The organism is Asaia krungthepensis NRIC 0535 (assembly GCF_025995175.1).
In the GTDB taxonomy this organism is placed as follows: Bacteria; Pseudomonadota; Alphaproteobacteria; order Acetobacterales; family Acetobacteraceae; genus Asaia; species Asaia krungthepensis.
This window is the reverse complement of the sequence record NZ_BAPV01000004.1, coordinates 410,036-434,264: the sequence shown is the minus strand read 5'-3', so window position 1 is coordinate 434,264 and position 24,229 is coordinate 410,036. Positions and strand designations below refer to the sequence as shown.

Annotated in this window: 13 protein-coding genes and 1 pseudogene; 9 read left to right on the top strand and 5 right to left on the bottom strand. The window is 61.5% G+C overall.

The window, feature by feature from the left end; genetic code table 11:
- Positions 1 to 97: 97 nt before the first annotated feature.
- From AA0535_RS04400 to AA0535_RS04375, 6 genes and pseudogenes are all read left to right on the top strand, one after another.
- Positions 98 to 445: pseudogene (locus AA0535_RS04400) on the top strand (DUF1636 domain-containing protein); the annotation flags it as partial.
- 116 nt (positions 446 to 561) lie between these two features.
- Entirely contained in the window at positions 562 to 1,575 is a 1,014-nt protein-coding gene (cobW, locus tag AA0535_RS04395) for a cobalamin biosynthesis protein CobW (protein WP_264814667.1), read from the top strand.
- A 3-nt stretch (positions 1,576 to 1,578) separates the two neighbouring features.
- Entirely contained in the window at positions 1,579 to 4,857 is a 3,279-nt protein-coding gene (cobN, locus tag AA0535_RS04390) for a cobaltochelatase subunit CobN (RefSeq protein WP_264814666.1), read from the top strand.
- A gap of 37 nt (positions 4,858 to 4,894) precedes the next feature.
- Positions 4,895 to 6,208: a cobyrinate a,c-diamide synthase gene (locus AA0535_RS04385; RefSeq protein WP_264814665.1), complete on the top strand. Its 1,314-nt coding sequence runs from the start codon at positions 4,895 to 4,897 to the stop codon at positions 6,206 to 6,208.
- Positions 6,205 to 6,828 carry a histidine phosphatase family protein gene (locus tag AA0535_RS04380; RefSeq protein ID WP_264814664.1) on the top strand — a complete coding sequence of 208 codons (624 nt, stop codon included), beginning with the start codon at positions 6,205 to 6,207 and terminating at the stop codon, positions 6,826 to 6,828. The genes AA0535_RS04385 and AA0535_RS04380 overlap by 4 nt, the downstream gene beginning before the upstream one ends.
- A gap of 58 nt (positions 6,829 to 6,886) precedes the next feature.
- Entirely contained in the window at positions 6,887 to 9,460 is a 2,574-nt protein-coding gene (locus AA0535_RS04375) for a TonB-dependent receptor plug domain-containing protein (RefSeq protein WP_264814663.1), read from the top strand.
- An 85-nt stretch (positions 9,461 to 9,545) separates the two neighbouring features.
- Here the strand turns inward: AA0535_RS04375 and AA0535_RS04370 are convergent, their stop codons facing one another.
- Positions 9,546 to 11,831 (bottom strand): Hint domain-containing protein, encoded by a 2,286-nt coding sequence (locus AA0535_RS04370; protein ID WP_264814661.1) that lies wholly within the window; start codon positions 11,829 to 11,831, stop codon positions 9,546 to 9,548.
- A gap of 913 nt (positions 11,832 to 12,744) precedes the next feature.
- Here AA0535_RS04370 and AA0535_RS04365 point away from each other — a divergent pair.
- On the top strand, positions 12,745 to 14,256 hold the full coding sequence (locus AA0535_RS04365; protein WP_264814660.1) for a carbohydrate porin: 1,512 nt from the start codon (positions 12,745 to 12,747) through the stop codon (positions 14,254 to 14,256).
- A gap of 86 nt (positions 14,257 to 14,342) precedes the next feature.
- The gene (locus tag AA0535_RS04360) at positions 14,343 to 16,175 is read left to right on the top strand and encodes a glycoside hydrolase family 15 protein (protein WP_264814659.1); all 1,833 of its coding nucleotides are present in this window, start codon (positions 14,343 to 14,345) and stop codon (positions 16,173 to 16,175) included.
- A gap of 701 nt (positions 16,176 to 16,876) precedes the next feature.
- On the opposite strand, the gene AA0535_RS04355 is transcribed toward AA0535_RS04360, so the two are convergent.
- The 4 genes from AA0535_RS04355 to AA0535_RS04340 form a co-directional block, all read right to left on the bottom strand.
- Positions 16,877 to 17,872 carry an LLM class flavin-dependent oxidoreductase gene (locus AA0535_RS04355; protein WP_264814658.1) on the bottom strand — a complete coding sequence of 332 codons (996 nt, stop codon included), beginning with the start codon at positions 17,870 to 17,872 and terminating at the stop codon, positions 16,877 to 16,879.
- A gap of 165 nt (positions 17,873 to 18,037) precedes the next feature.
- Complete coding sequence (locus tag AA0535_RS04350) at positions 18,038 to 19,516, bottom strand: chloride channel protein (RefSeq protein WP_264814657.1); 1,479 nt, start codon at positions 19,514 to 19,516, stop codon at positions 18,038 to 18,040.
- A gap of 153 nt (positions 19,517 to 19,669) precedes the next feature.
- Entirely contained in the window at positions 19,670 to 20,569 is a 900-nt protein-coding gene (locus tag AA0535_RS04345) for a cation diffusion facilitator family transporter (RefSeq protein WP_264814655.1), read from the bottom strand.
- A complete protein-coding gene (locus AA0535_RS04340; RefSeq protein WP_373319276.1) occupies positions 20,563 to 21,624 on the bottom strand; it encodes a cation diffusion facilitator family transporter in 1,062 nt (353 codons plus the stop codon). Before AA0535_RS04340 ends, AA0535_RS04345 begins: the two co-directional genes overlap by 7 nt.
- Positions 21,625 to 22,382: 758 nt before the next feature.
- Between AA0535_RS04340 and AA0535_RS04335 the strand changes: the two genes are divergently transcribed.
- Complete coding sequence (locus tag AA0535_RS04335; RefSeq protein WP_373319273.1) at positions 22,383 to 24,071, top strand: M28 family metallopeptidase; 1,689 nt, start codon at positions 22,383 to 22,385, stop codon at positions 24,069 to 24,071.
- The last annotated feature ends 158 nt before the right edge of the window (positions 24,072 to 24,229 follow it).

Below are 24,229 nucleotides of genomic sequence, written 5' to 3'. Positions count from 1 at the left end.
GGTCAGGGTGGGCCGGTTCGTACCGGCAATCGACTTTGCGCCTTTCTTGCCTGTCGCCCGGATTTTTCGGGACGCCGGGTCCGGTCCGGGAGGGCCCATGGCCGAACCGATCCTTTCACCAGGCGAGACGCCTGTTCTGCATGTCTGCCAGACCTGTCGCGACGGGGGCGAGGCCCTGCATGATGCGTTGGTCGCGCTGGCCGGGGAAACTGCCGTGCGTGTTCAGGGGGTGCGCTGCCTGGCAGCCTGCCAGCAGGGGTGCACGGCGACGCTTTCCATGCCGGGGAAATGGTCCTGGCTTCTGGGCCGTCTTCATCCCGAACTGGCACCCGATCTGCTGATCTATGCACAGGCCTATGCGCGTTCGCCCTCCGGTACGGTCATGCCGTCGCGTCGCCCCGAGAGCCTGCGTGAGGTTATCCTGGGGCGTTTTCCCTTCATGGTCGACGCTCCTCCTGGCAAGGCCTCTCCTGCGGATAGCACGATCTCCCCACAAGATTCTGCGCCACGAAACCCTGCCCTGGCAGATCCCCTCTCGCCACAAGCTTCTGGAAACCTCGCATGAGCAAGATCCCCGTTACCATCATCACCGGTTTTCTCGGCGCCGGAAAGACCACGTTGTTGCGTCATCTGATCGAGAAATCGGACGGGCGGCGCATCGCCATTGTCGTCAATGAATTCGGCTCGCTGGGGATCGATGGCGGGACGCTGCGCGGATGCAGCCTGCCCAACTGCCCCGAAGAAGATATTGTCGAGCTGACCAATGGCTGCCTGTGCTGCACGGTGGCGGATGATTTCATCCCGACTATGGAAGCCCTTCTGGATCGCCCGTCACCACCCGAGCATATCGTGATCGAAACCTCGGGTCTGGCCCTGCCCAAGCCGCTGCTCAAGGCCTTTGGCTGGCCGAGCGTGCGCACGCGCATGACGGTGGATGGCGTGATCACTGTGGTCGATGCCCCGGCTGTGGCTGCTGGCCGTTTCGCCGATAATCCCGAGGCGGTCGAGCGCCAGCGCGAGGCGGATGACTCACTCGATCACGACAACCCGCTCGAGGAAGTCTATGAGGACCAGCTCGATTGCGCCGATCTGGTGGTGCTCAACAAGACCGATCTGCTCGATGAGGCAGAGCTTGCAGCGATCGAATCCGGGCTCGCCACGCGGTCCCGGCGCGTTCGCCTGATCCGTGCACGCGAAGGGCGCGTCGATCCTGCCGTCATTCTGGGCCTCTCCGCCGCGGCCGAGGACGATCTCGCTGCGCGCCCTTCGCATCATGACGGAGCGGACGAGCATGAGCATGACGATTTCACCAGTTTCGTCCTGCCGCTTCGCGAGCAGGAAACTGTCGAGGCGTTCATCGCGCGGCTGGAGCATGTGGCACGCACCCATGACGTGCTGCGCATGAAGGGCTATGCGCGCATTGCGGGCAAGAGCCTGCGCCTTGGCGTTCAGGCCGTGGGCGCGCGTATTCGTCATGCCTTCGAACAGGGCGAGGCGTCCCCTGGCCAACTCGTGGTGATCGGGCTGCACGGTCTGGACCCCGTGGCGGTGCAGCGCAGCTTCAACGAAGCCTGAACCATGCATATCCTCTTTCGGGAATCGCATGATCTGGACGGGCAGGCACAGGCTGAGGACCTCGCCCATGCGCCTGCCGATCTGATCCTGCTCTCGTTTTCCGAAAGCGATCTTCTGGGGCTGCGGGCGATCCATGAAACGCAGGATCCGAGCCTCCAGGTCGCGACCCTGTCGCGCCTGCGTCACCCCCTTTCGGTCGATCTCTATATCGAGCAGACCATTGCAGGCGCACGCTGTGTGGTCGTGCGCCTGCTGGGTGGCACGGAGTACTGGCGCTATGGCGTGGATGAACTGCGCCTGACCTGTCGCGCGGCCGGTATCCCGCTCGCCTTCATCACGGGCGAGGCGACGCCCAACCCGGCGCTCCAGGCGCTGTCGAGCGTCGACCCCGATCAATGGACGCGACTCGATGCGCTGTTTCGCGAAGGGGGGGCACGAAACCTGCGCTGTGCCCTCACAGTGATGAGCGCGCTGGCCGGGTTGGGCGAGGATGACGGCGCTGAGGTCGAGCCTCTGCCGGGCTGTGCGTTGTATCGGCGTCTTGCGCCGTCACGACGCACACGGGCGCTGATCGTCTTCTATCGCGCCCATCTTCTGGCTGCCGATCTGGCGGGGGTCGATGCGCTGGCCGATGCGCTCGATGCCTCCGGGATCGGGGTCGATCTGGTCTATGCGGCGTCATTGCGCGCGCCCGAGGCCCAGGCTTTTCTCGATGACTGGCTGATCAACACGCCGCCCGACATCATTCTGAACGCTACCTTCTTCGCGGCGCGGGGCGAGGATGGGACGATTTCCGTGCTTGAGGCGGCCGGTGTGCCGGTGCTTCAGATCCTGCAACCGAGCACGACAGAAACGGGCTGGGCCAAGGCGCTGCGCGGGCTTTCCCCTTCCGATCTGGCCATGCAGGTGGTGCTGCCCGAGCTTGATGGCCGCCTGAACGGGGCGCCCATCTCGTTTCGTGACGAGGCACCACCCGGCCTGCCCGCGCGACGCGTTCCGTATGCCCCGGGTATCGCCCTGATGGTCGCGCAGGCGCAGAGCTGGCTGCGTCTTGCGGCCGAGACCCCGCAGGAACGGCGTCTCGCCCTTGTACTGTCGGATTATCCCGGTGCAGAAGGCCAGGCGGCGCATGCGGTGGGGCTCGACAGCTTTGCCAGTGTCGCCGCCATCACCAGCATGTTGCATGAGGCGGGCTATGATCTCTCCCCCCTCGAAGCACAGGCTCTGCCCGATGCCCTATGCCGGTCCGATCCGGCACTCGTGCTGGACGAGGCCGACTATCGCACAGCTTTCGAGGCGCTGCCGGAGGCGTTTCGCGCGCGCGTCGTGGCGGCCTGGGGTCTGCCGTCAGGACCGGTCACGGTGCGGTTTGTCTCCTGCGGCAAGCTGGTCGTGGCATTGCAGCCTGGGCGCGGTCTGCCCCAGCAGCGCAAGGCCCAGTATCATGACCCGGATATCCCGCCCTGCCATGAGTATATCGGTTTTTACCTCTGGCTGCGCCAGGTCCGCGATATCAGCGCGCTGATCCATCTGGGCACGCATGGCACTCTGGAATGGCTGCCGGGCAAGACTGTCGCCCTTTCGGAAAGCTGTGCCCCGTCTGTGTTGCTGGGCAGTGTGCCCGTCATCTATCCCTTCATCGTCAATAACCCGGGCGAGGCCGCTGCTGCCAAGAGGCGGCTCAATGCGGTCATGATCGGGCATATGACCCCGCCCGTACAGCGTGCCGGTCTGGATACGGCCATGGCCGATCTGGAACGGCTGATCGACGAATATGCCGAAGCTGACGGGCTTGACCGCCGACGCGGCACGGTGCTGCGCCGCCAGATCCTTGACCGCGCAGCCGATCTGGGCGTGCTGTCGGAAAGCGGCGTGGCAAGCGGGGTCGAGGATGAAGCCGAGGCGTTGGCCCGGCTCGATGCCTATCTATGCGACGTGAAAGACCTGCAGATACGCGACGGGCTGCATGTGTTCGGTCGTACCCCGCCGCATCATGGCATTCTGGTGGCCATGCTTGCAGAGACAGCGCATGTCGCGCCCGACCATGTGACGCAGCGTCTCGATGCCTGCCCGGAGGCCGAGCGTCTGGCGCTGCTGGCAGCGCTGGACGGGCGTTTCATTCCGCCCGGTCCCTCCGGTGCACCCACACGCGGTAGGCTGGATGTGTTGCCCACAGGGCGCAACCTGACCACGCTCGATCCGCGCATGCTGCCCACACGCGCGGCATTGCTGCTGGCCCATAAAACGGCCGCCCTGCTTCTGGCCCGCCATATGCAGGAAGAGGGCGAGCCTCTGCGCCATCTGGTGCTCGATCTCTGGGGAAGCGCCACCCTGCGTACCGGGGGAGAGGATATGGCCCTTGCTTTCCTGCTCATGGGGGTGCAGCCGCGCTGGGACGCCACGAGCGGTCGTCTGACCGGTTTCGAGGTCGTGCCGCTGACCGTGCTCGACCGGCCGCGCGTGGATGTGACCCTGCGGATTTCGGGACTGTTTCGCGATGCGTTTCCGGGGCTGATCGCGCTGTTCGATCAGGCGGCGCGTGCCGTCGCCGCTCGCGCGGAAGAGCCGGAATGGAACCCTTTGACCCTCGACCCGGATACGTCGCGCATTTTCGGTGCGGCCCCCGGCGCCTATGGCACGGGTCTTGAATCGGCCCTTGCAGAAGGGAGTTGGAAGGATCGGGATGCGCTCGGGCACCTCTATCTGGAGGGCTCGCAATGGAGCTATGGCAATGGTCAGGATGGCATAGCCGAGAAGGACGCTCTGATACGCCGTATCGGTCGGGCCGAGATGCTGCTCCATGTGCAGGATCATGCCGAGACCGATCTGCTCGATGGCACGGGTCACGCCGTTCATGAAGGCGGGCTTGCCGCCGCCGCTGCTGCTTTGGGGAGGGCCCCGCATCTGGTTCATGGCGATACCAGCCAGAGCGAAACACCCCGATTGCGCGATCTGGCGCAGGAGGTGGCACGGGTGACACGGGGCAGGCTGGCCAACCCGCGCTGGATCGCGGGTATGATGCGCCATGGCTATCGCGGGGCGGCGGAGATGGCGCGCGGCGTGGCGGCGCTCGAGGCCTGCGCCGCGACCCTGCCCATCCGTCTGGATGCGCAGATCGATCTCGCCTTTGCTGCACTGCTCGATGATGACACCTGTCTCGCCTTTCTGCAGGCGCATAATCCCGAGGCGCTGGCCGATATGAAAAAGCGTTTCGGCGGGCTGATGGCGCGCGGGTTGTGGCAGTCCCGGCGCAACAGCGTGGCGCACAGGCTCGACTCATGAGGGTCTGCCAGCTTTTTCCTTGTGCAGGGGATGCCCGATGAGCCGGATTCTGATGATCGCCGCCCCGCGTTCTGGATCGGGCAAGACCACACTGACCCTGTCCCTTCTCGCAGCCTTCAGACGGCGCGGCCTCCAGGTCCGTGCGCTCAAGACCGGGCCCGATTATATCGATCCCGCCTTCCATCAGGAGGCAACGGGCAAGCCCTGCGCCAATCTCGATAGCTGGGCCATGTCGGACGCCGCTCTCTCTGCCGGGCTGGCGCACGCTGGCGACGGGGCCGATCTTGTGATCATCGAATCCTCTATGGGGCTCTTCGATGGTCTGGCGCTTGAGGATGGTCAGCGCGGTGCCGCTTCCGATATCGCCGCCCGGTTCGGCCTGCCGGTTCTGCTTGTGCTCGATGCCAGCGGTCAGGGGCAGAGTGTCGGGGCCGTGGCGCAGGGCATGGCCACATGGTCGGCAGAAGTGTCGATCGGTGGGGTGGTGCTGAACAACATTGCCTCTGACCGTCATGAAAAACTCTGCCGCGCCGCGATGCGCCAGAGCGTGCTTGGGGTGTTTCGTCGTGACCGGTCCATTGTGTTGCCGGAGCGGCATCTCGGGTTGGTCCAAGCACGCGAAAGGGGCAATCTGAGGGCGTTTTTCGCGTCTCTGGCCGATAAGGCGGAGCGTGAACTCGATCTCGACGCCATTCTGTCGCTCGCGCTTCCCCTTAGGGAGGCAGACCCTGCACGGGGGGCATATAAATGTCCTCTCAAACCACCCGGCCAGCGTATCGCGCTTGCGAATGATGCCGCTTTTTCCTTCCTTTACGCGCATCTGGCCGCAAGCTGGCGCGAAGCGGGGGCGGAAATTCTGCCGTTCTCACCCTTGCGGGACGAAGCGCCCGCTGAGCGCGCCGATTGCTGCTGGCTCCCCGGCGGCTATCCTGAGCTTCATGCCGGGCCATTGGCGAACGCCGCCCAGTTTCGCCTCGGCATGACAAGGTTTGCCGCGTCACATCCGGTTCATGGAGAATGCGGCGGCTTCATGGTGATGGGGCAAGGACTGATCGATGCGACCGGCACGCACCATGCCATGCTCGGCCTGCTGTCTCACGAGACATCCTTCGCGAGACGCAAGATGGTGCTCGGCTATCGAGAGGCGACGCTCTCGCAGAATGGCGTGCTCGGGAAGGCGGGGACGAGACTGCGCGGCCATGAATTCCATTATGCCAGCGTGACCCATGAAGGCCACGACGCGCCTCTGGCGGAACTGCGTGATGGCGAGGGCACGCCTCTCGGGGCGGCAGGCGCTCAGAGAGGGAGGATATCGGGCTCGTTCTTTCATGTGCTCTGCGAAGCGCAATGAGCGCCGAGCCAGATGAACGCCCTGCAACGGCGCCGGCGTTCTCGGTTCTTTTGGCGCGGCATCCCCCTGTCGAGGGCGCGAGCGGGCTCTGCTATGGGCGGTCCGATCTCGCCCTCGCAGTGGGGTGGCACGATCATGTCGCATTATGGGCTGCTCTTCTGGAGGGCAGGGAGCAGGGAACGCTCTATGCCTCCCCATCGACACGCTGCAGTACGGCGGCACAGACCCTTGCAGCCTTATTGCCCGCTCCCCTGCCGCTCGTAATCGATGAGCGTCTGCGCGAGATGGATTTCGGCTCCTGGGAGGGGCGACGCTGGGCGGATATTGACCGGGGCGAAGTCGATGACTGGGCTGCTGACCCTCTGGGCTATCGGCCCGGCGGCGGAGAGACCGTGAATTCACTAATCGAGCGTGTGACCGCCTTCTGGCAGGAGCGGATCGAGGCGGCGGAGCCCTGCTGCATGATTACCCATGGAGGGCCGCTCCGCGTCCTGCTGGCTCTGGCCGAGGACCGCACTTTTCGAATGGAGGACAAGGCCCCCGCGCAGGGACACGCCATTCTGTTGCATTTTTTCAACAATCATGGACGGTTTGTTGCGCAAATACCCGCGATCCGTTGACAGAGTGCAACCAAGCAAAGAGGAGTAGGCAAATCCTGAATCAACGGTAAGGTTTATCATGCTGTTACGCTCCCGGTCCTTCCTGCCATCAGCCGCACGCAAGGGGATGCTGTCCCTTATTGCCACGACGTGCCTGATGTCCTGCGGAGGAGCGGCTCTGGCACAGAGCGCGGGCGCATCATCGGTAGACGCCGCCCCAGGTCGGGTGCAGGGCAAGGCCGCTCCGTCTGCCAGTACTGCCAGCACACGAGCCGTGACCGGTAAGCCCGCTGCAAAAACCCGCAATGCGCTGCGTACGCGCCAGTCGGCCCCGATCCATTCGGGTGAGTCCGAAGGCGGTAGCGAGGCCATTGTGGTGACCGGCACGCGTGAGATCGGCAAGAAGGCACGCGATTCCATCGCGCCGCTCGACATCGTCTCGCACAAGCAGCTTGCGGCGACCGGACAGGGCACGCTGCGTGACGCCCTTGCGTTGCTTCTGCCCTCGCTCACCACGCCGACGGCCGGGTTCGATGCGGGCGCCATGACCGACACCATCAGCCTGCGTGGCCTGAACCCGAACGAGACGCTGGTTCTGGTCGATGGCAAGCGTCGTCACAACACGGCCAATATCTATTCCAATCCCGGCCCGCAGCAGGGCTCGACAGCGTCCGATATCGACATGATCCCGATGGCGGCCATCGACCATGTGGAAGTCCTGCGTGACGGCGCTTCGGCCCAGTACGGTTCCGACGCCGTGGCGGGTGTCGTGAACATCATCCTGAAGAAGCAGGCGCATGGTCTCCATGCCCAGAGCATCACGGGAATCACCTCGGAGGGCGATGGCTTCCAGCAGGGTGTCTATCTCGATGGCGGTGCCAGCCTCGGCTCACGCGGCTACGTGCATGTCAGCGGCGATTTCGTCCATCAGGATCACACCTATCGCAGCGCCGCCGATAACCGCACCGGTACCTATCAGAATAACATCCTGAGCCAGCCCGAGCAGACGCGTGAGAGTGTGGCCATCAATGCCGGTTACGACCTGACCGACGATATCCAGCTTTATGCACTGGGCACCTATGCCCATCGTTATGCGCAATCCTACCAGAATTATCGTCTGGCCTCGTCGCTCAATGCCTACCCTGCCTATAAGGCAATCTATCCCTGGGGCTATTCGCCGGTCGAGACGCTCAACGAGAATGACTACGAACTCAAGGCCGGCCTGCGTGGTGATTTCCATGGCTGGCACTGGGATGTGTCGAGCGTCTATGGCCGCGATTATGACGATATCGGGCTGATCAACTCGGTCAATCTCTCGACCAACAAGGCGACTGGCGCCACGCCGACCTCGTTCAATGTCCAGGGTTTCAACAACCAGCAATGGACGAATGATTTCGACTTCAGCCGCAAATTTACCTTCAGCGGCTGGCCGCATAGCGTGAACTTCGCCGGTGGCGCGTCCTATCGCTATGAAGGCTATTCCGTGGGCACGGGATCGCCGGGGTCGCTCTATGGTAATGGTTCCGACGCTCTGGCAGGCACCAACCCGGGCAATGCGGGCAATTACAGCCGCGATGTCGCGGCGGGCTATCTCGATATCTCGACCTATCTCGCCAAGGGGCTGCAACTCGATCTGGCCGGGCGCTACGAGCACTATACCGATGTGGGCAACACCCAGAACGGCAAGGTCTCGCTGCGCTACGACATCACGCGGCGCATTGCCCTGCGCGGCACGATCAGCAATGGCTTTCATGCGCCGACGCTGGCCCAGAAATATTACTCGGCGCTCAATATTTCGCCGACGGCGGCACGTGGCCTGATCGGTGCGGGCTCGCCCGGTGCGCTGGCCAATGGCTCGTCCGGCCTCAAGCCGGAACGCTCGACCAATGCAGAGGGCGGCTTCATTGTCGAGCCCATCCGCGATCTGCATGTCACGACCGATATCTATCAGATCAACATGCGCGACCGGATCATGCCAGGGGGCAATATCTCAGGGGCGACCGCCATCAGCGCCATGCAGATGAACGGGTTTGCGCTGCCTGCGGATATCAGCACCTGGAACCAGAGTGCGATCACGGCCAACTGGTTTGCCAACGTGGCCAGCACGCGCACACAGGGTCTGGATATCACCGTCACCTATCTGACCAGGCTGGGCGCCTTTGGGCGTATCGACTGGGATGCTGCGATCAACCTCAACCGCACGCGTCTGTCGCATCAGGCCAGCAACCCCGTCACGGGCGCGCCTCTGCTCAATGCAGCGTCGATTGCCTATCTGACGACAGCCTATCCGCGCAGCAAGATCATCTTCGGTGGCAACTGGACCCATGCAAAATGGGTTGTCGGGCTTCATGAAATCCGCTGGGGCCAGACGACCAACCAACTGACCTATTATGCCCCGGGCCCTTACCAGTTCAGCACGACGCATTTTCTGGAATATCAGAACAAGCCGAAATGGACGACCAATCTGGATGTGAGCTACCGCATCACCCCCCGCTGGACCGCCACGATTGGCGGCAACAACATCTTTTCGGCCTATCCGACGCGCGTGCCTGACGGGAACCGCTATCTCGGTGCCCCGCAATATTACATGAGCACCTCGCAGCTCGGCATCAACGGGGGCTACTATTACTTCCGGGTCAATTACGATCTCTGACGTACCGGATCATCTGTTCGGGCATGGGAAAATGTCCGGGCGTGACCGGTCTTCGGGCGGGACATAAAGCCCCGCCCGTATCGGATCATGCAGCGCAGTCGAGTTCCTGCGCCGTTTCTCCGCGGAAATCGACAAGATAAGGGCCTGCTGCCAGGAGCCTTATGGTCAGGGTCAATGGCTGCGTCATGCTGCTTCCAGGAAGTGGCAGTTGTGCATCGCCATTCGTCCATCGCGCAGTGTCTTTTTCGGCGGCATGCCATCCTGCAAGATCGGGCGTGAGATGAGCCTTTGTGGAGACCTCATCTCCCTCGATTCCGTATCGAATTTCACCCACCAGCACACCCAGGGTCCGACGATCGTCGTGATAGGGGCCAATGGCGTCGCATGGGCGGGCCCGTCTGCTCGCAAGGCGTACTGATTTCGATCCGGAGGGAAGAACGAAGCGATAGCCTCGTTCATCGACCGATGCGGGCTTCAGACGTATTCCACCAGGAATGATGAGCGTGAGATCTGGGTCGTGCGTCATAAGCGCCGGAGACGGCGTGACCGGGGCTTTTTCTGCTGCGCATCGTGCAAATATTTCCTGCCAGAGAGGGGTGACGAAAGCAGGATCAGTGCCGATCAAGGGTGATCTCTGGGGTGTGTGCAGTCTGGAAGGCTGATCTGTTTCGATCCCGGTCATGAGCGCGCGATTTCCGGTGTCCAGATAGCTTTCGGTCGCTGCGTCGTTGCACCAGATCGCCGCATGGTCCTGCAGTTCGATATGGTGATAGTCGTACGAGCTGAAAGACCGGTCATACGCAATGCTCAGGCCATTCACCAGCGTGCGTACGGGAACGAAGCGCCCTTCGAGGAAGAGACAATGTTCCCCGGTGACAAGCATGTCGGCGCTGGGAACGCCCTCCGCCAACGCGTTCTTGCTGATCCGGACGGGATAGCCGGCCTCGTCGTCCTTGAGCATGGGGCGGATATGGGCGGTGCCCTTGCCTGTCCAGATGACGGGGCGGATGATCTCTTCGCCGCTATCGGGCTCGATGGCAAAGATCATGTCCCCTTCCTGCAGGGTTTCGACGGCGCGATCCCCTTCAGGCGTCCGGATCATGCAGCCTGGCAGGAAGCATACCTCATAGGCCAGATTGCCATTACGCGTGGTCAGGCTGTATCCGGTTGCCTCTGCCCCCGGCATGGCGAACCAGATGCCTTTACCGTTCTTGAAGGTGATAAAAACGCTGTCGGGATCGGGAAAAGTGACGGACTGAATGTCGTCTTTCGTGAGGCCCGCAAACTGAATGACATCCGAATTACCGGGGCTCTGACCATCGAAGCCACGGATTTCGGTATTCAGCGTTCCGCCACCTGCCAGTCCGGATATGACGAGAGACTGATTTGTGGAGCCAAGAAGATTGACGGCCCCGCCTGCATCCGCCCATGCCGTCAGAGAGGCTCCATCTGCGAGGTTGACCGTGCCCTGGATGGTTGCGCCCTGATCGAGAATCACCGTAGCGCCCGATCCGATCGTGCCGCCAGACAGGACGCCTCCGGAAACCACACTGATTGTGTTCTGGCTGGGAATGGAGGCTCCGTTGAGCGACGCCCCCGCGCTGACGACAATCCTGTTCGGTCCCGCGGCCAGACCATAACCCGCGACATATTGCGCACCGCTCATCAGGTAGAGTGTCGAGCCCGACCCGTCCCAGGTAAACGGCATACCCTGATAGGCGCTGACAACACCGCCGCGCAGATTAACACTGCCACTTGCCTGTGTGGCTCCCTGCCGGATGATGGCGGTTGCGCCGTTCGTGACGGTCACACTCGCGTTCAATGTGCCTGCAATGTCGATGGATGTGTTTGCGGGCAGCGTCTGCGCCGTCAGCAGGGTTCCACCTTGGGATATGACAATGGCATTGCCATCGGAAAGCTGACATGCCCCAAGGCGGGCCCCATTGAGGACGACGATGCGGGCATTTCCTGCCGCAATCTGACTGGTACAGTTATAGGTGACGCCCGCCATGATATTGGCAGTGCCCCCATACTGTCCCCATATGATCCCTGTGGCGACACCCATGTTAATCGTGCCACCGATCAGATTGATCTGCAGGTTATTGGGATTTTGCATGGCTGGAGCGATATTCATCACGCCGTTGGCCATGATGAATGAGTTCGCATTCATAATCCCCGACATATTCAGCGAGCCGCCGCTGCCAATGTCGATACGGTTTGTGATTGTACCACCGGGGTATACGTTCATAACTCCGCCCCCGCGGATATAGGCGCCTGAAACTGTGCCGCCGTTCATGACGGTGCAGCTATCACCTGACTTGGCGAAAGTGAGGTCGCTGGTTATGCCGGATTGGACGATGTAATTGACCATTCTGGTGCTCTTGTTGTTCTTTTTTTGAATTGCAGATCGCATTATCATCATTTCATGCCGAGTGATTGTAAATAAAAAACATTCATCAATATCGACATGGAAACACTGGGAAATAAAAGGCATCATTATTGTCTGTGATCTCGAGATGCAGATCGTTAATCTGGGATTGCAGTGCGAGATGGCGGATTTCCCATTGCCGCAGTCGTCATCCTTGATCTAGTCTGCCTGCCGCCAGGGTATCCGGATAATGATGTCCCCGATTTCCGGGGATATGACCCCGGTGGTGGAGCCATGCCTCTTCTTCAGGTTTTGGAGGGGTCTGTATTTCGATGCCGGATGCTCTCCCCGGATGTTCCTGCGTGAGGACTCTTGCGCGGGAAATCAGCCCCTGGGATCAGCGCGAACGGCCTGTCAGACATGCGATCCCCATAAAAAATCCGGTCTCATCCTGTTCCCTTATTGGGCAGGTCCGTGCCCCTTGTTCGGAGTGGGGCGGGTCCGTTTGCCAGAGTTCCGACCGGCTCTCGGATCTCTCCATCCGCCCTGAGCAGGAGAGCCGAAATCCACGTCGTCCTTCATTGTGCCGATCTAGGAACTCGATAGAAGTCGCTCCGCTGCCGACAGGGCACGGCCGAGTAGGCTCGGCTGGGAATTGGGTGTGACCGCGCGTGGTCGGGTGCTGGCATATCGTCAATTTTTGTCAATCACACATGAGAACGGCGCGGGTCTGAGCTGTCGGATGAACGCGAAACCCGTTTTGTCATGATTTGTCATGATGGCTTGCAGTCAGATTTAACGGTGTTTTTTCCCTCTGAATGATGCTCTGCTCACGAAACCGGCATAAAATGACGACTCTCAGGGTCCAAAAAACCTGTCGGTTTTCTTAAAAGACGGTCATCCGTCCACAGGGAGCTTGAGCCAGACATTGTCCTCTTCCGTCCTGCGCTTCTTTTCCGTCTGCCTTGCCGTGCCATGTCTGGCTTCTGGCGCCCACGCTCAGGAGGCCGTGTCTGCAGTGTCTCCTGCATCGTCGCCCGACACGGCACCGGCTCCCGCCGGGCTCGGGGCGATCAATGCGGGCCAGCAGCCCTCTGCCCTGACTCAGACCTCTCTGTCGGAACTGCATAAGGATACGACGGTCGCGCCCTTGCCGAAGCCCGAGGCGATTTTCGTCAATCCTCTGGGCATCAATGCCTGGCTGCGTGAGCGGGGTATTGCCATCCTGCTCGACAACACGAATGAAATGTCGGGCATGCTCAATGCCCCCACCAAGGGTCTCGGCCTGCGCCAGGGCGCGAGCAATGCCGGCCAGTACTCGATGGAGAACGATATCGACTGGGAGCGTCTGGCAGGCTGGACCGGGTTCTCGACCCATGACGTGATCGTCGGGCGTTACGGTATTCCCGCCAGCCGCATGTTTGGCGACAACCTCAACCCCAGCCAGGAAATCTACGGCAGTGGCGGCAATGTGGTGGTCCATCTGGTTTATGCCTATGGTGAGGAAACCCTGTTCAACGATCGTTTCGATGTAGCGGCGGGACGCATGTCCTTCCTGTCGGATTTCTCGGCCAATCCGCTCTATTGTAACTTCATGAATAATGCGTTCTGCGGCAATCCCAAGGCATCGAGTGACAATACCGCCCATGCCTCCTATCCCGATGCCAACTGGGCGGCACGGTTCCGCCTGAGACCGACCGATAACACGATCTTCCAGTTCGGTGTCTACTTCACCCAGACACAGGCCATTTACGGCAATGCCCAGATGCGCACGGGTTTCAAGTTCAACGGTGCCACGATCGATGGTGAGGCCATGCCGGTCGAGTTCATCTGGGAACCGCGTTTTGGCCACGACCATTCCCTGCCGGGCCATTACAAGGCGGGCTTCGCCTATGATACGGCGGACCACAAGGACAATTACTACGACGGCGATGGCAATCCCTTTGCCCTGAGCGGGCTGAAGCCGCGTGACGTTCATGGCGCCTGGGCGGCCTGGGGGCTGGTCGACCAGATGGTGTATCATCATCCGGGTCAGGCCCCCGATGCCGGGGTGACCCTGATCGGAGCCGCCTATTTCAACAAGGCCCAGACCTCTACCCGTGCGGACCAGCTTTCACTTGGTGTGCTTGATCGCGGCTTCTGGAAATCGCGCCCGCTGGATGGCATTGGCGTCAATTTCTCCTGGACGCATGTTTCCGACGATCTGACACGGTCGCAGCGTCTCTATGCAGCGCAGGGTCTGCCCTTGCCCAATGGGTCGCTCTTCCCGCAGACCAGCGCCTATGTGGTCGAAGCGACCTATCAGATTCATGTGCTGCGCGGGGTCACTTTCGCGCCCGATTTCCAGTATTATTTCAATCCGGGCGGTCAGAAGCAGCTTCGGGATCAGGCGATGCTGGGCTTCAAGAGCCACATAGAAATCTTCTGAAAAATTGCCGGGCGAAACCCGGCACCGCTTTCGATTGTTGCATGTGCCCCACAGGATGCAGCGCTGCACGATCGAAAGAGACATTCATGACTCATGAATTGCCCGCCCTTGCCAGAGAGCTCTCTCCGCAAGGGCCACTCGACGGGTTCTGGCCCATCGAGGATTATGCAGCGCTCGGGGACGGGCGCTGTGTCGCCCTGCTGGCGCCCGATGGCAGCGTGGACTGGCTCTGCGTTCCCAATATCGACTCCCCGCCCATGTTCGACAGGCTGCTGCATCGCCCGGGCGGGTTCTTCCAGATCCGTCCCGTGGGCGCCTTCAAGGCCACTCGCCGGTACCGCGAAGACAGCAACGTGCTGGAGACGCTGATCGAAACCGAGACCGGCACGGCGCGTCTTACCGAATCACTGAACAGCACCTTTGCCGGACGTCTGCCCTGGACGGAATTCGCCCGTCGTATTGAGGGAATCTCGGGCCGGATGACGTTCATCGTGCGTTTCCGTCTTGGCACGCGCTGCGGCACGGTGGCACCGTGGATCCAGTCCACCCAGAATGGCAATATCTTCCACGTGGGCTCCGTGCTGGCCCATATGGTTCATACGCCCAACATGCGTATCCTGCGGGAGGAGGACGAGGCGATCGAAGCCGAGATCGTGGTGGGGGAGAAGACCCACGCTCTCGTGGCGCTCGTCGCCACCGAAAACGAGCCACTGGCCGTCCCTTCTGTGGAGGAAATCGACGGACGTATCGAGACAAGCGATGCTGCATGGCGCAACTGGGCGCACTCCCTGCATTACACAGGCCCCTATCAGGAACAGGTCAGGCGTAGTGCTCTGGCGCTCAAGCTGCTGCTTTACTCATCGAGCGGCGCCATCGCCGCTGCGGCCACCACCTCGCTTCCCGAGAGGCTGCGTGACGGCAAGAACTGGGATTATCGCTATGCCTGGATACGTGACGCCGCCTATGTGGCCAATGCGTTCCTCCGGCTCGGAGCTGTGGCCGAGGTGAAGGCCGCGCTGGCCTGGCTTGTGCATCATCTGGGCGAGGAAGGCCCCCTCGTAATGTATGGGCTTTCTGGCCAGAAGGTCGAGGACGAGATTATCTATGACGAGGTCGAGGGGTATCGCGGCATAAAGCCCGTGCTCAGCGGCAATCGCGCCTCCGGGCAGCACCAGCATGGTATCTACGGCGATATATTCGAGACGGCCGCGCTCTTTGTGTCGCGTGGCAATCTGCTGGATCAGAAGACTGCACAGCTTCTGGCGGATCTGGCGGATCGCTGCGCCGATCACTGGCGTCAGAAAGATGCCGGGATATGGGAGCTGACGGAAGACCAGCATTACACCATGTCCAAGATCAGCTGCTGGCAGGCGCTGGATCGCGCCTGCCAGATGGCTGAGCGCGGGCATCTGTCCAAGGATCGCGCCCCGCGCTGGGCGCGCGAACGAGACCGTATCCTGGACTGGATCGACAGCGAATGCTGGTGCGACAAACGCAAGGCCTATCTTTTCTACCCAGGATCTGACGGGCTCGATGCCTCGATCGCTCTCGCCGTGCCTTTCGGGCTTGATCGCAAAGAGCGCATGCTCTCCACGCTCAGGGCTATACGCGAGGAGCTAGGCCATGGACCGTTCCTGTTCCGCTATACCGGCATGAGGGAGGAAGAAGGGGCCTTTCTCGCCTGTTCCTGCTGGATGGTCGAGGCACTTTCCCTGCTGGGCGAGCAGGAGGAGGCCGAAAAGCTCTACGCGGCTTTCCTGGGACGCTTGCCCCACAATACCGGCGTGATTGCCGAGATGATCAATCCAGAGACAGGTATGTATCTGGGAAATACGCCGCAGGGGTTGAGCCATCTGGGCGTGATCCATGCGGCATGTGCATTGGCGGGCAACAAGATGAAGGCGTTCGATCTGTCCTGAGAGCGACTTAGGGCTGGGCCCCTCGGATGCGGCCTTTTCTCGCTGCAAACGTCTCTCGCCCGAGCAAACCTTAGGACAGGGATCTCTATGTGCTCTCTGCGGGCTGAGGAAGGGCGCACTCCATAGGAGGGGGAGTCGGTTTCGTGGTTCCTCAGGGCCGGTAGTATCTTATGCTCATAATCCCACGGCACTTTGACAATTTCTGTTCCCTGTCGTGACTGGCGAGGTGGGGCTGATGGCGATGGCAGAGGCAAAAAGGATAGTGGTGCCTCCTCCCTCACGTTGTTGCTATGAGCAGGGGCCGTAAAGGGACCGCTGCGCGATGCACCGCGAAGTCATGAGGATCATGAGGTTCTGACATTGCAGGCGTCTCACGAGATGCCCGGTCTCCCGCGATGGCCCGATATTTCCTCACAGGCGCGGCGGAGAAAACCTAGCCGCACCTCGGCACCCCGAACGTGACATGGTCCCCAAACCTGCCCCCGAAACGTCGAGTGCAACAAAGTGCGTGAGGGGGAGAGGTTCAAGCTGCAAGTTCGGAATACCCTCTTCTTCTGATGCCGGTCGATTGCCGAGAATCCATTCTCCGCAGGATGCAGGGACCATCCCGTTCCGCTCTCGAGCCGACACGTTCGATCACTTCCCTGTCACTCTCCCGGCACGGCGCGCTCGCTATCTTCGGTATCTGACGGGAGCCCTGTTCAGTCCAGACCCGCTATCTTCCAGGCCTCACGCGCCAGAGTGAGTGAATGCAATCGCGCCTGAGGCGCATAGATCGGCGCGCTGATCATCACCTCATCAGGGGCATGGCGCGCAACGAAAGTCGCCATGCCGTCGGCCACCTGTTCTCGCGTGCCGATCAGGCTCGTTGCCTGCACCGTGTCGAGCTGCTGGCTGATCTCGCGTGACCAGGGAAGGTCTCCGGGCGGTATCGGGGGGAGGACGCGGCCCGGCCGCCCCTGACGCAGCCCGGCGACGAAAAGACGTCGCGATGTCGCCAGATAATCGGCTTCCTCAAGCGTATCGGCAGCAATCACATTCATCGCCAGCATAACATAAGGCGATGCCAGATGTGTTGAGGGGCGAAAACTTGACCGATAGATATCGATGGCCTGTTCCATCATCTGCGGCGCGAAATGCGATGCGAAGGCGAAGGGGAGACCGAGCACCGCAGCGAGTTGGGCCGAAAATAACGAGGAGCCGAGCAGCCAGACGGGAATATCAGCCCCGGCACCCGGCGTGGCTACAACCCCGTTCGGGGCGCCGTATGGCGAGAAATAGGCCATGAGCTCCTGCACGTCATCGGGGAAACGCTCTGCATGGTCGCCGTGACGCCGAAGAGCGCGCATTGTGCGCTGGTCCGAGCCGGGAGCGCGGCCCAGTCCCAGATCGATACGACCGGGAAAGAGGGCTTCGAGCGTGCCGAACTGCTCGGCAATGACGAGCGGGGCGTGATTGGGCAACATGATGCCCCCGGCACCGATACGCATGCGCTGGGTGGCAGCCGCCAGATGACCGATAACCACGCTTGTCGCGGCGGAGGCGATGCCCGGCATGGCATGGTGCTCGGCCACCCAGTAGCGATGATAGCCGAGCGCTTCAGCATGAATGGCCTGATCGCGCGATTCGAGCAGGGCTTCCCTGACGGTGCCATCGTCACGGATGAAGGAGAGATCGAGGATGGAGAGCGGTATCATCCTCCCGATATGGGGAGGGGTAGGTCGTCGTCAAAGAGGCCTGCCCTTATGCCCCCAGATCTGCTTTTCCAAGAGGTCAGACGATCGGCGCGAGGCGCATTTCAGTTTTCTCCGCGCGCCGTTCTACTATGACAGAAGCCTGGAAGAGCCTGGGATGGGGCTAGATCAGGTCTGGGGAGGCTGTCTGGGGAGCTCATCCTCGCGAGTCACACCATCATTAAGTTCGGTCTGCGATTTGCGCTCGGCTTCTTTCTCTTCCACCAGCGTCTCGATAGCGGGGCTCGCGCTGCTGCGCGTGTATATGGGGGTTGGCGCTGCACTATGGGCGGCTTCCATGAAGCGATCGGCCAGAGCGCCATAAAGCGCCTGCTTGCAGATCATGCGCGAGACACCGAAGGCCAGGAAGGAGGTGGCCATGAGCGCCAGCGTGACCTGCTGGTTGTCGCACATCTCCATGACGATGACCGTGGCGGTCAGAGGAGCCTGTACCACCGCCGAGAAATAGGCGACCGTTCCCAGAAGCACCACGGCACCGGCTGTCGTATGAGGGAGATATTGCTCGATCCAGCCCCCGATCCCCGCACCGACGGAAAGGGAGGGCGCGAAAAGCCCGCCCGGAATACCAGAGCAGTAAGACACGACAGTTGCGATGAATTTCAGCACGAAGAACGAGGCCGGGTAGTGCTCGGACCCGTCGATGATGGCGCGGGCCTGGGTGTAACCCGTACCATAGGTCGCGCCATGCGACACAATGCCGAGCCCTGCCAGAACCAGACCGCACAGGGCGGCGAAGGCAACGGGCCGCGCCTTGATGAGCGCGCCGAGCCGTCCCGGTATGCCCTTGGAAAAGCGGATCAGCAGGGCCGAGAAGGTGCCACCTGCGACACCGCCAACAATGCCGCAGGTGAGGACGGCAATCCAGGCCGTCCCGATGGGCACATCCACATCGGTATGACCGAAATAGGAGTAATTTCCCACGAGTGCGATGGCCGTGACACCCGAGAGCACGACGCCGGTCAGCATCGTGCCCGAGGTCTTCTGCTCGAAGGAATGCGATAACTCCTCGATGGCGAACACGATCCCTGCGAGAGGTGTGTTGAACGCGGCCGAGACCCCCGCGGCACCACCAGCCAGAATGGCCCCACGTCGCGCAGCCACGCTGGATGTCCCCAGAAGGCGCGAGAAGCCATGCATGATGGCTGCCCCTACCTGCACGGTCGGTCCTTCGCGGCCGATGGAGGCGCCGACCAGCAGGCCGAAACAGGTGAGGATGATCTTGGCAAAGGCGATACGCAGCGACAGCACGCGATTGACGATCGAGAAATTCTCGATGTGCAGAGTGGCAATTGTCTGCGGAATGCCGCTTCCCTGAGCGCCGGCGAAGAACCGGCGTGTGAGCCAGGTCGAGAGCGCCAGACCAGCGGGAACAACCACCAACATGACGTAGGGGTCCCAATGGAGCAGGCGTCCGCGCGCACGCGCGGCCCAGTCTGCCGTTCCGGCAAAGGCCACGGCGACCACGCCTACCAGAACGGCACCCAGCCAATAGGTCAGGGTCCGCCGCCATTGCGAGGTGGTTCGGCGGGCGGAACGGCGAAGATGCTGGATCCGGTTCTTCTGACGCAATGCGGTGCTGGGGCGCATGAAGTCTCGCCTGTCTGGTGATCGGGAGGCACCGACCGATGGGGGATGCTCCTGCCAGCACACCGGGCAACTGGTCAAGAAACGACTGATCAGGAAACTCTTTTCTGAAGAGAACGTAACGGGCTTCACCCTTTCGGGTTCGCCCGCCCCGGTTCAGGCCAGAACCGGAATGCCGGTCTGTTTCGCTTTTTCCTCGGGCTCAACGTGAATATGGATGATGGCGCGGCCGATATGGCGGCGCAGCGCATGTTCCACACGATCGCAGATATCATGCGAGGCCGACACGCTCATGGTACCCGGAACGACCAGATGGAATTCAATGAAGCTGACACTGCCCGCTGTGCGCACCCGGATGTCATGCGCCTCGATCGCGCCTTCCGCATGTTCGGAAATCACGGCACGGATCATTTGGAGCGTGTCGGAATCGGGGGCCTCGTCCATGAGGCCGGCGATGGAATGCTTCATCATGTCAAAGCCGACGCGCAGCACGTTGAGCGCCACGAGCCCGGAGAGAATGGCATCGAGGCGCGCATAGCCGGTCAGCGGAATGAAGGCGATCCCGACAACCAGAACGACCGTGGTCCAGACGTCGGAGATCACATGCCGCCCGTTGGCGGTCAGCGCAGGGGAGCGGCGCAATGTACCCTGACGCACCAGGATGAGGCCCCAGACCAGATTGACCACCCCGCCCAGCGCATTAAACGCGATACCGCGCCACGGGGCGATTTCGATATTGGGAGCGAGCCAGCTCTTCCACGCCACCCAGGCGATACCGATAGCCGTCAGGACCACGAGCACAGCCTCGGTCACGGCCGAGAGATACTCGGCCTTGTCATGGCCATAGGTGTGATTGTCATCGGCGGGGCGCTGCGCGACTTTCAGCGCCCAGAGCGCACCGATGGCAGCGGCGACATTGATGATTGTCTCGAGCGCGTCAGAAAGCAGCGCGGCGCTGCCGCTCACGCGCCAGGCAATATATTTGAGACTGAGCGCAACAAGGCTGACCGCCAGAGACATCCAGCCGAATACGGTTTTTTCCGGCTGTTTCAGCATGACTCGCCGGTTCCGCAGCAAATGGCCCCGCCTGGCGCGCCACAGGGGAAAGCCGCGCCAGGTGCCTCGATCTGGAAGGTGGCATGACCGATCCTGAAGCGCTTCGACAGCATGCTTCCCGCTGCACGCAACAGCGCGTCATGGGCGGGAAGCGGCGCCTCGCTGACCAGATGCACGGTCAGGGCGGTTTCAGTTGTGCTCAGGGACCAGACATGCAGATGATGAAGATCCTCGACACCGTCGAGGCTGCGCAGGGCTGCGGACACCTCATCGAGGCTGATCTGCTCGGGCACGCCATCGAGCGCCATGTCGAGCGATGCCCGCAACAGTGACCATGTGCCGAAGATGATGGTGAAACAGACGATCAGACTGACGATCGGGTCGAGAATGGTCCATCCGGTCATCATGATGATGAAGCCCGTCACGACAACGGCCAGAGACATCAGTGCATCGGCGGCCATATGCAGGAAGGCACCGCGCAGATTGAGGTCGTCCTTGCCTCCACGCATGAAAAGCAGCGCCGTCCCCCCATTCACCAGTATCCCACCTGCGGCCACCAGCATGACCACGCGCCCGGCCACTTCGCCGGGATTGGCCAGGCGCGTCACGGCTTCCCAGATGATCCCGCCCGTGACGAGCAGGAGCAGAACGGCATTGCCCAGAGCAGAAAGAATGGTCGACCGTTTGAGGCCATAAGTAAAGCGTGCGGAGGGCGCGCGTCGCGCCAGGCTGTGCGCGAGCCATGCGGCGCCCAGTCCGAGCACATCAGAAAGATTATGTCCGGCATCCGAGAGCAGTGACAGGGAATGCGCCAGAATGCCCCAGACGGTCTCGGCCACGATATAGGCGACGTTCAGCCCCATGCCGATGAGGAAGGCGGATCCATAACTTGCCGGGGCGTGAACGTGATGATGGCCCGGACCATGATGATGTCCATGGCCGTGATGATGCCCATGCTCTTCATGCCCATGCCCCTCGTGATCGTGATGCACATGATGCTCGTGCTCATGATCGTGACAGGCGTGATCGAGCTCGTGATGGTCTTCGGCCTCTATCACCGGGGGAGCCACCGACGGGGCATGATCATGGGGGCCATGGCCCATATCATGGGCATGGTCGCGTTCGGTTTCGGCCATGGGGTCGCTCTCGCTTCAGGATCGTATGAGACGCTCCTATACGGCATCGCGCCCGCCTACGCCACGACTGAGCGCAAACGTCCGTCAGCATGCCATGCGTCGGCTATCGTGAACGAGTCGCGTAAAATAGTTAACGTAATCACGGAGGGAATATTGGAGGTGCCCGATGCGATTTCTCTTGTCCAGATTGTTGCAGAGCGAGAACCGGCGAGGATTTGAGCGTCTTAACGCTACGGTTAATTACTGGATCGGGCGATTATAAGCGTCAGAAAGGGTTTGTCATCGAACAGGGCGATTTCGTTATTGAATTATCGACCCCGGTGGAGTGGTATGCGGGACATCCAATACAGCGTTCGTCTGTTAACGAAATTGTAACGTTTTTGAGAATCCGGTGAGGCGCGTGCCAGTTTTTGGCTTAAATCCACTCCATGTCTTCCCTGACCCGGCCCGTTTCGACGGTTCCGTTTGGGGCGCGCCTGCACGCAGCTCCGCCGGGGAGCAGGACACGGTGCAGGCTCTCATTGTCGCTATGTTCCGCGGGGCGGCCGCTGAGCGTCTTATGGCCATGGTGATCTGAATGGATCAGGGCAGGGTGTTCCGTTTCCGACACAGCCCTGCGCTTCGCGCGCAGGCCGACCAACTGACATGCCATCGTGTCACACAAGAGCAAGGATAACATGATGCGATCAGCCCGTTTTTCGGCAGCCGCTTTTCTGATCGGCATGGGGCTGTTTGCCTCTCCGTCCAAAGCCGCAGAGCCTCTGGTCTATGCGCCCATGAATCCGGCGCGTATGTCTGACGTCATTCGTACCCTGGCTTCCGACCCCTTCGAAGGGCGGGCGCCGGGTACGATCGGGGCCATACGCAGCGTGAACTACATCGTGTCGCAGTTCCAGGCGATCGGTCTCGAACCTGCGGGCGATAACGGGACCTGGACGCAGGAAGTCCCGATGATCCACACGAAGGTCGCTCCCGATGCGCTTGCGCATTTCAGGATCGGCGCTTCGGACGGGCTCGATTTTCATCAATCCGAACAGATCTATCTGACCACCAGCACGCCCTCCTCGCAGATCCGCATTGCCGATGCCCCTCTCGTCTTTGTCGGATATGGGGTAACAGCCCCCGGGCGTGACTGGGATGACTTCAAGAATGTCGATCTCAAAGGCAAGATTGCCGTCATCCTGATCAACGATCCCGATTTCAGAGCGGAACCGGGGGAGCCGGTTGCGGGTCGCTTCGGCGGGCGCACGATGACCTATTACGGCCGCTGGACCTATAAATATGAGGAAGCCGCCCGGCGCGGAGCGATCGGGGCCCTGATCATTCATGACACGGCAGCCGCTTCGTATCCGTGGAGCACAGTGATTGCTCCCGGCGGAGAGACATTCGACCTCGACCGCAAGGGGAAGTCCGAATCTCTCGTCATGCGCGGCTGGATCGAAGGGCAGGCGGCTCACGAGCTTTTTGCCAGATCGGGGCTCGATCTTGACCGTCTGAGTCAGCAGGCCCGACGCCCCGATTTCTCGCCTGTCACCCTGCCGGGCGTGACCCTGACGACAAGTATCGACGTCAACACGACGCGCCTTCAAAGCCGCAACGTCCTCGCCAAGCTGCCCGGCACAACCCATCCTGACGAGACGATCGTCTATGGCGCGCACTGGGATGCTTTCGGCAAAAGCAAGGGACCCCATGGCGAAGCCATGATCCGCCGTGGGGCCATCGACGATGCCTCCGGCATTGCTGCCGTGCTCGAGATTGCCCGAGCCTTCAAATCCGGTCCCGCTCCCGAGCGCACCATTCTTTTCGGTGCCTGGACAGCGGAGGAGCGGGGGCTGCTCGGCTCTACCTGGTATGTCGAGCACCCTCTCGTGTCGCTGCCCAAAACGGTTGCGAATTTCACGATCGACGTGCTCCAGATGGGCGGCATGGCGCATAACGCCTTTCTGGTCGGTGCCGGTCAGGACAGCCTTCAGGACGATTTCGCGACCATCGCTTCCTCTCAGGGGCGCGTGACGGTCAACGAGGCCCTGCCTGAACGTGGAGCATTCTATCGCGCGGATCATCTGCCTTTCGCCCGGGCAGGTGTGCCGGTGCTCCCCATCATGGATCTCGCAGGCTACCCGGACCTGCTTCAGGGCGGTGTCCCCGCAGGTCGTAAATGGCTTGAAGCCTATATGGCCTGTTATCACCAGCCCTGCGATGCATGGAGCGCAAGCTGGGATTTGCGCGGTGCCGCCGAGGATGCCGCAGCCCTCTACGAGGTCGGGCGCAGCCTTGCCTTCTCCCGCATGTGGCCGAGCTGGAAACAGGGATCCGAATTCAAGGCCCTGCGTGAGCGGACGGATTCCGAACGCCCCGCACTCTGATAGACGGGGCAGGTGCATGTCCGTCACCATGCTCCGCCTTGCATGAACCGGGCCTGATCGGCCTATTCCGGACGCAAGGCTATCTGTGGTTTTCGCCTCCATCTAGGGGGCGCCTCAGGAAGAGGGTGTCTGTATTCTTCTTGACAACAGCCCCTCGG

Coding starts and splice junctions, on each gene's coding strand:
- cobW (WP_264814667.1), top strand. CDS start 562: ATGAGCAAGATCCCCGTTACCATCATCACCGGTTTTCTCGGCGCCGGA.
- cobN (WP_264814666.1), top strand. CDS start 1,579: ATGCATATCCTCTTTCGGGAATCGCATGATCTGGACGGGCAGGCACAG.
- AA0535_RS04385 (WP_264814665.1), top strand. CDS start 4,895: ATGAGCCGGATTCTGATGATCGCCGCCCCGCGTTCTGGATCGGGCAAG.
- AA0535_RS04380 (WP_264814664.1), top strand. CDS start 6,205: ATGAGCGCCGAGCCAGATGAACGCCCTGCAACGGCGCCGGCGTTCTCG.
- AA0535_RS04375 (WP_264814663.1), top strand. CDS start 6,887: ATGCTGTTACGCTCCCGGTCCTTCCTGCCATCAGCCGCACGCAAGGGG.
- AA0535_RS04370 (WP_264814661.1), bottom strand. CDS start 11,831: ATGGTCAATTACATCGTCCAATCCGGCATAACCAGCGACCTCACTTTC.
- AA0535_RS04360 (WP_264814659.1), top strand. CDS start 14,343: ATGACTCATGAATTGCCCGCCCTTGCCAGAGAGCTCTCTCCGCAAGGG.
- AA0535_RS04355 (WP_264814658.1), bottom strand. CDS start 17,872: ATGATACCGCTCTCCATCCTCGATCTCTCCTTCATCCGTGACGATGGC.
- AA0535_RS04350 (WP_264814657.1), bottom strand. CDS start 19,516: ATGCGCCCCAGCACCGCATTGCGTCAGAAGAACCGGATCCAGCATCTT.
- AA0535_RS04345 (WP_264814655.1), bottom strand. CDS start 20,569: ATGCTGAAACAGCCGGAAAAAACCGTATTCGGCTGGATGTCTCTGGCG.
- AA0535_RS04335 (WP_373319273.1), top strand. CDS start 22,383: ATGATGCGATCAGCCCGTTTTTCGGCAGCCGCTTTTCTGATCGGCATG.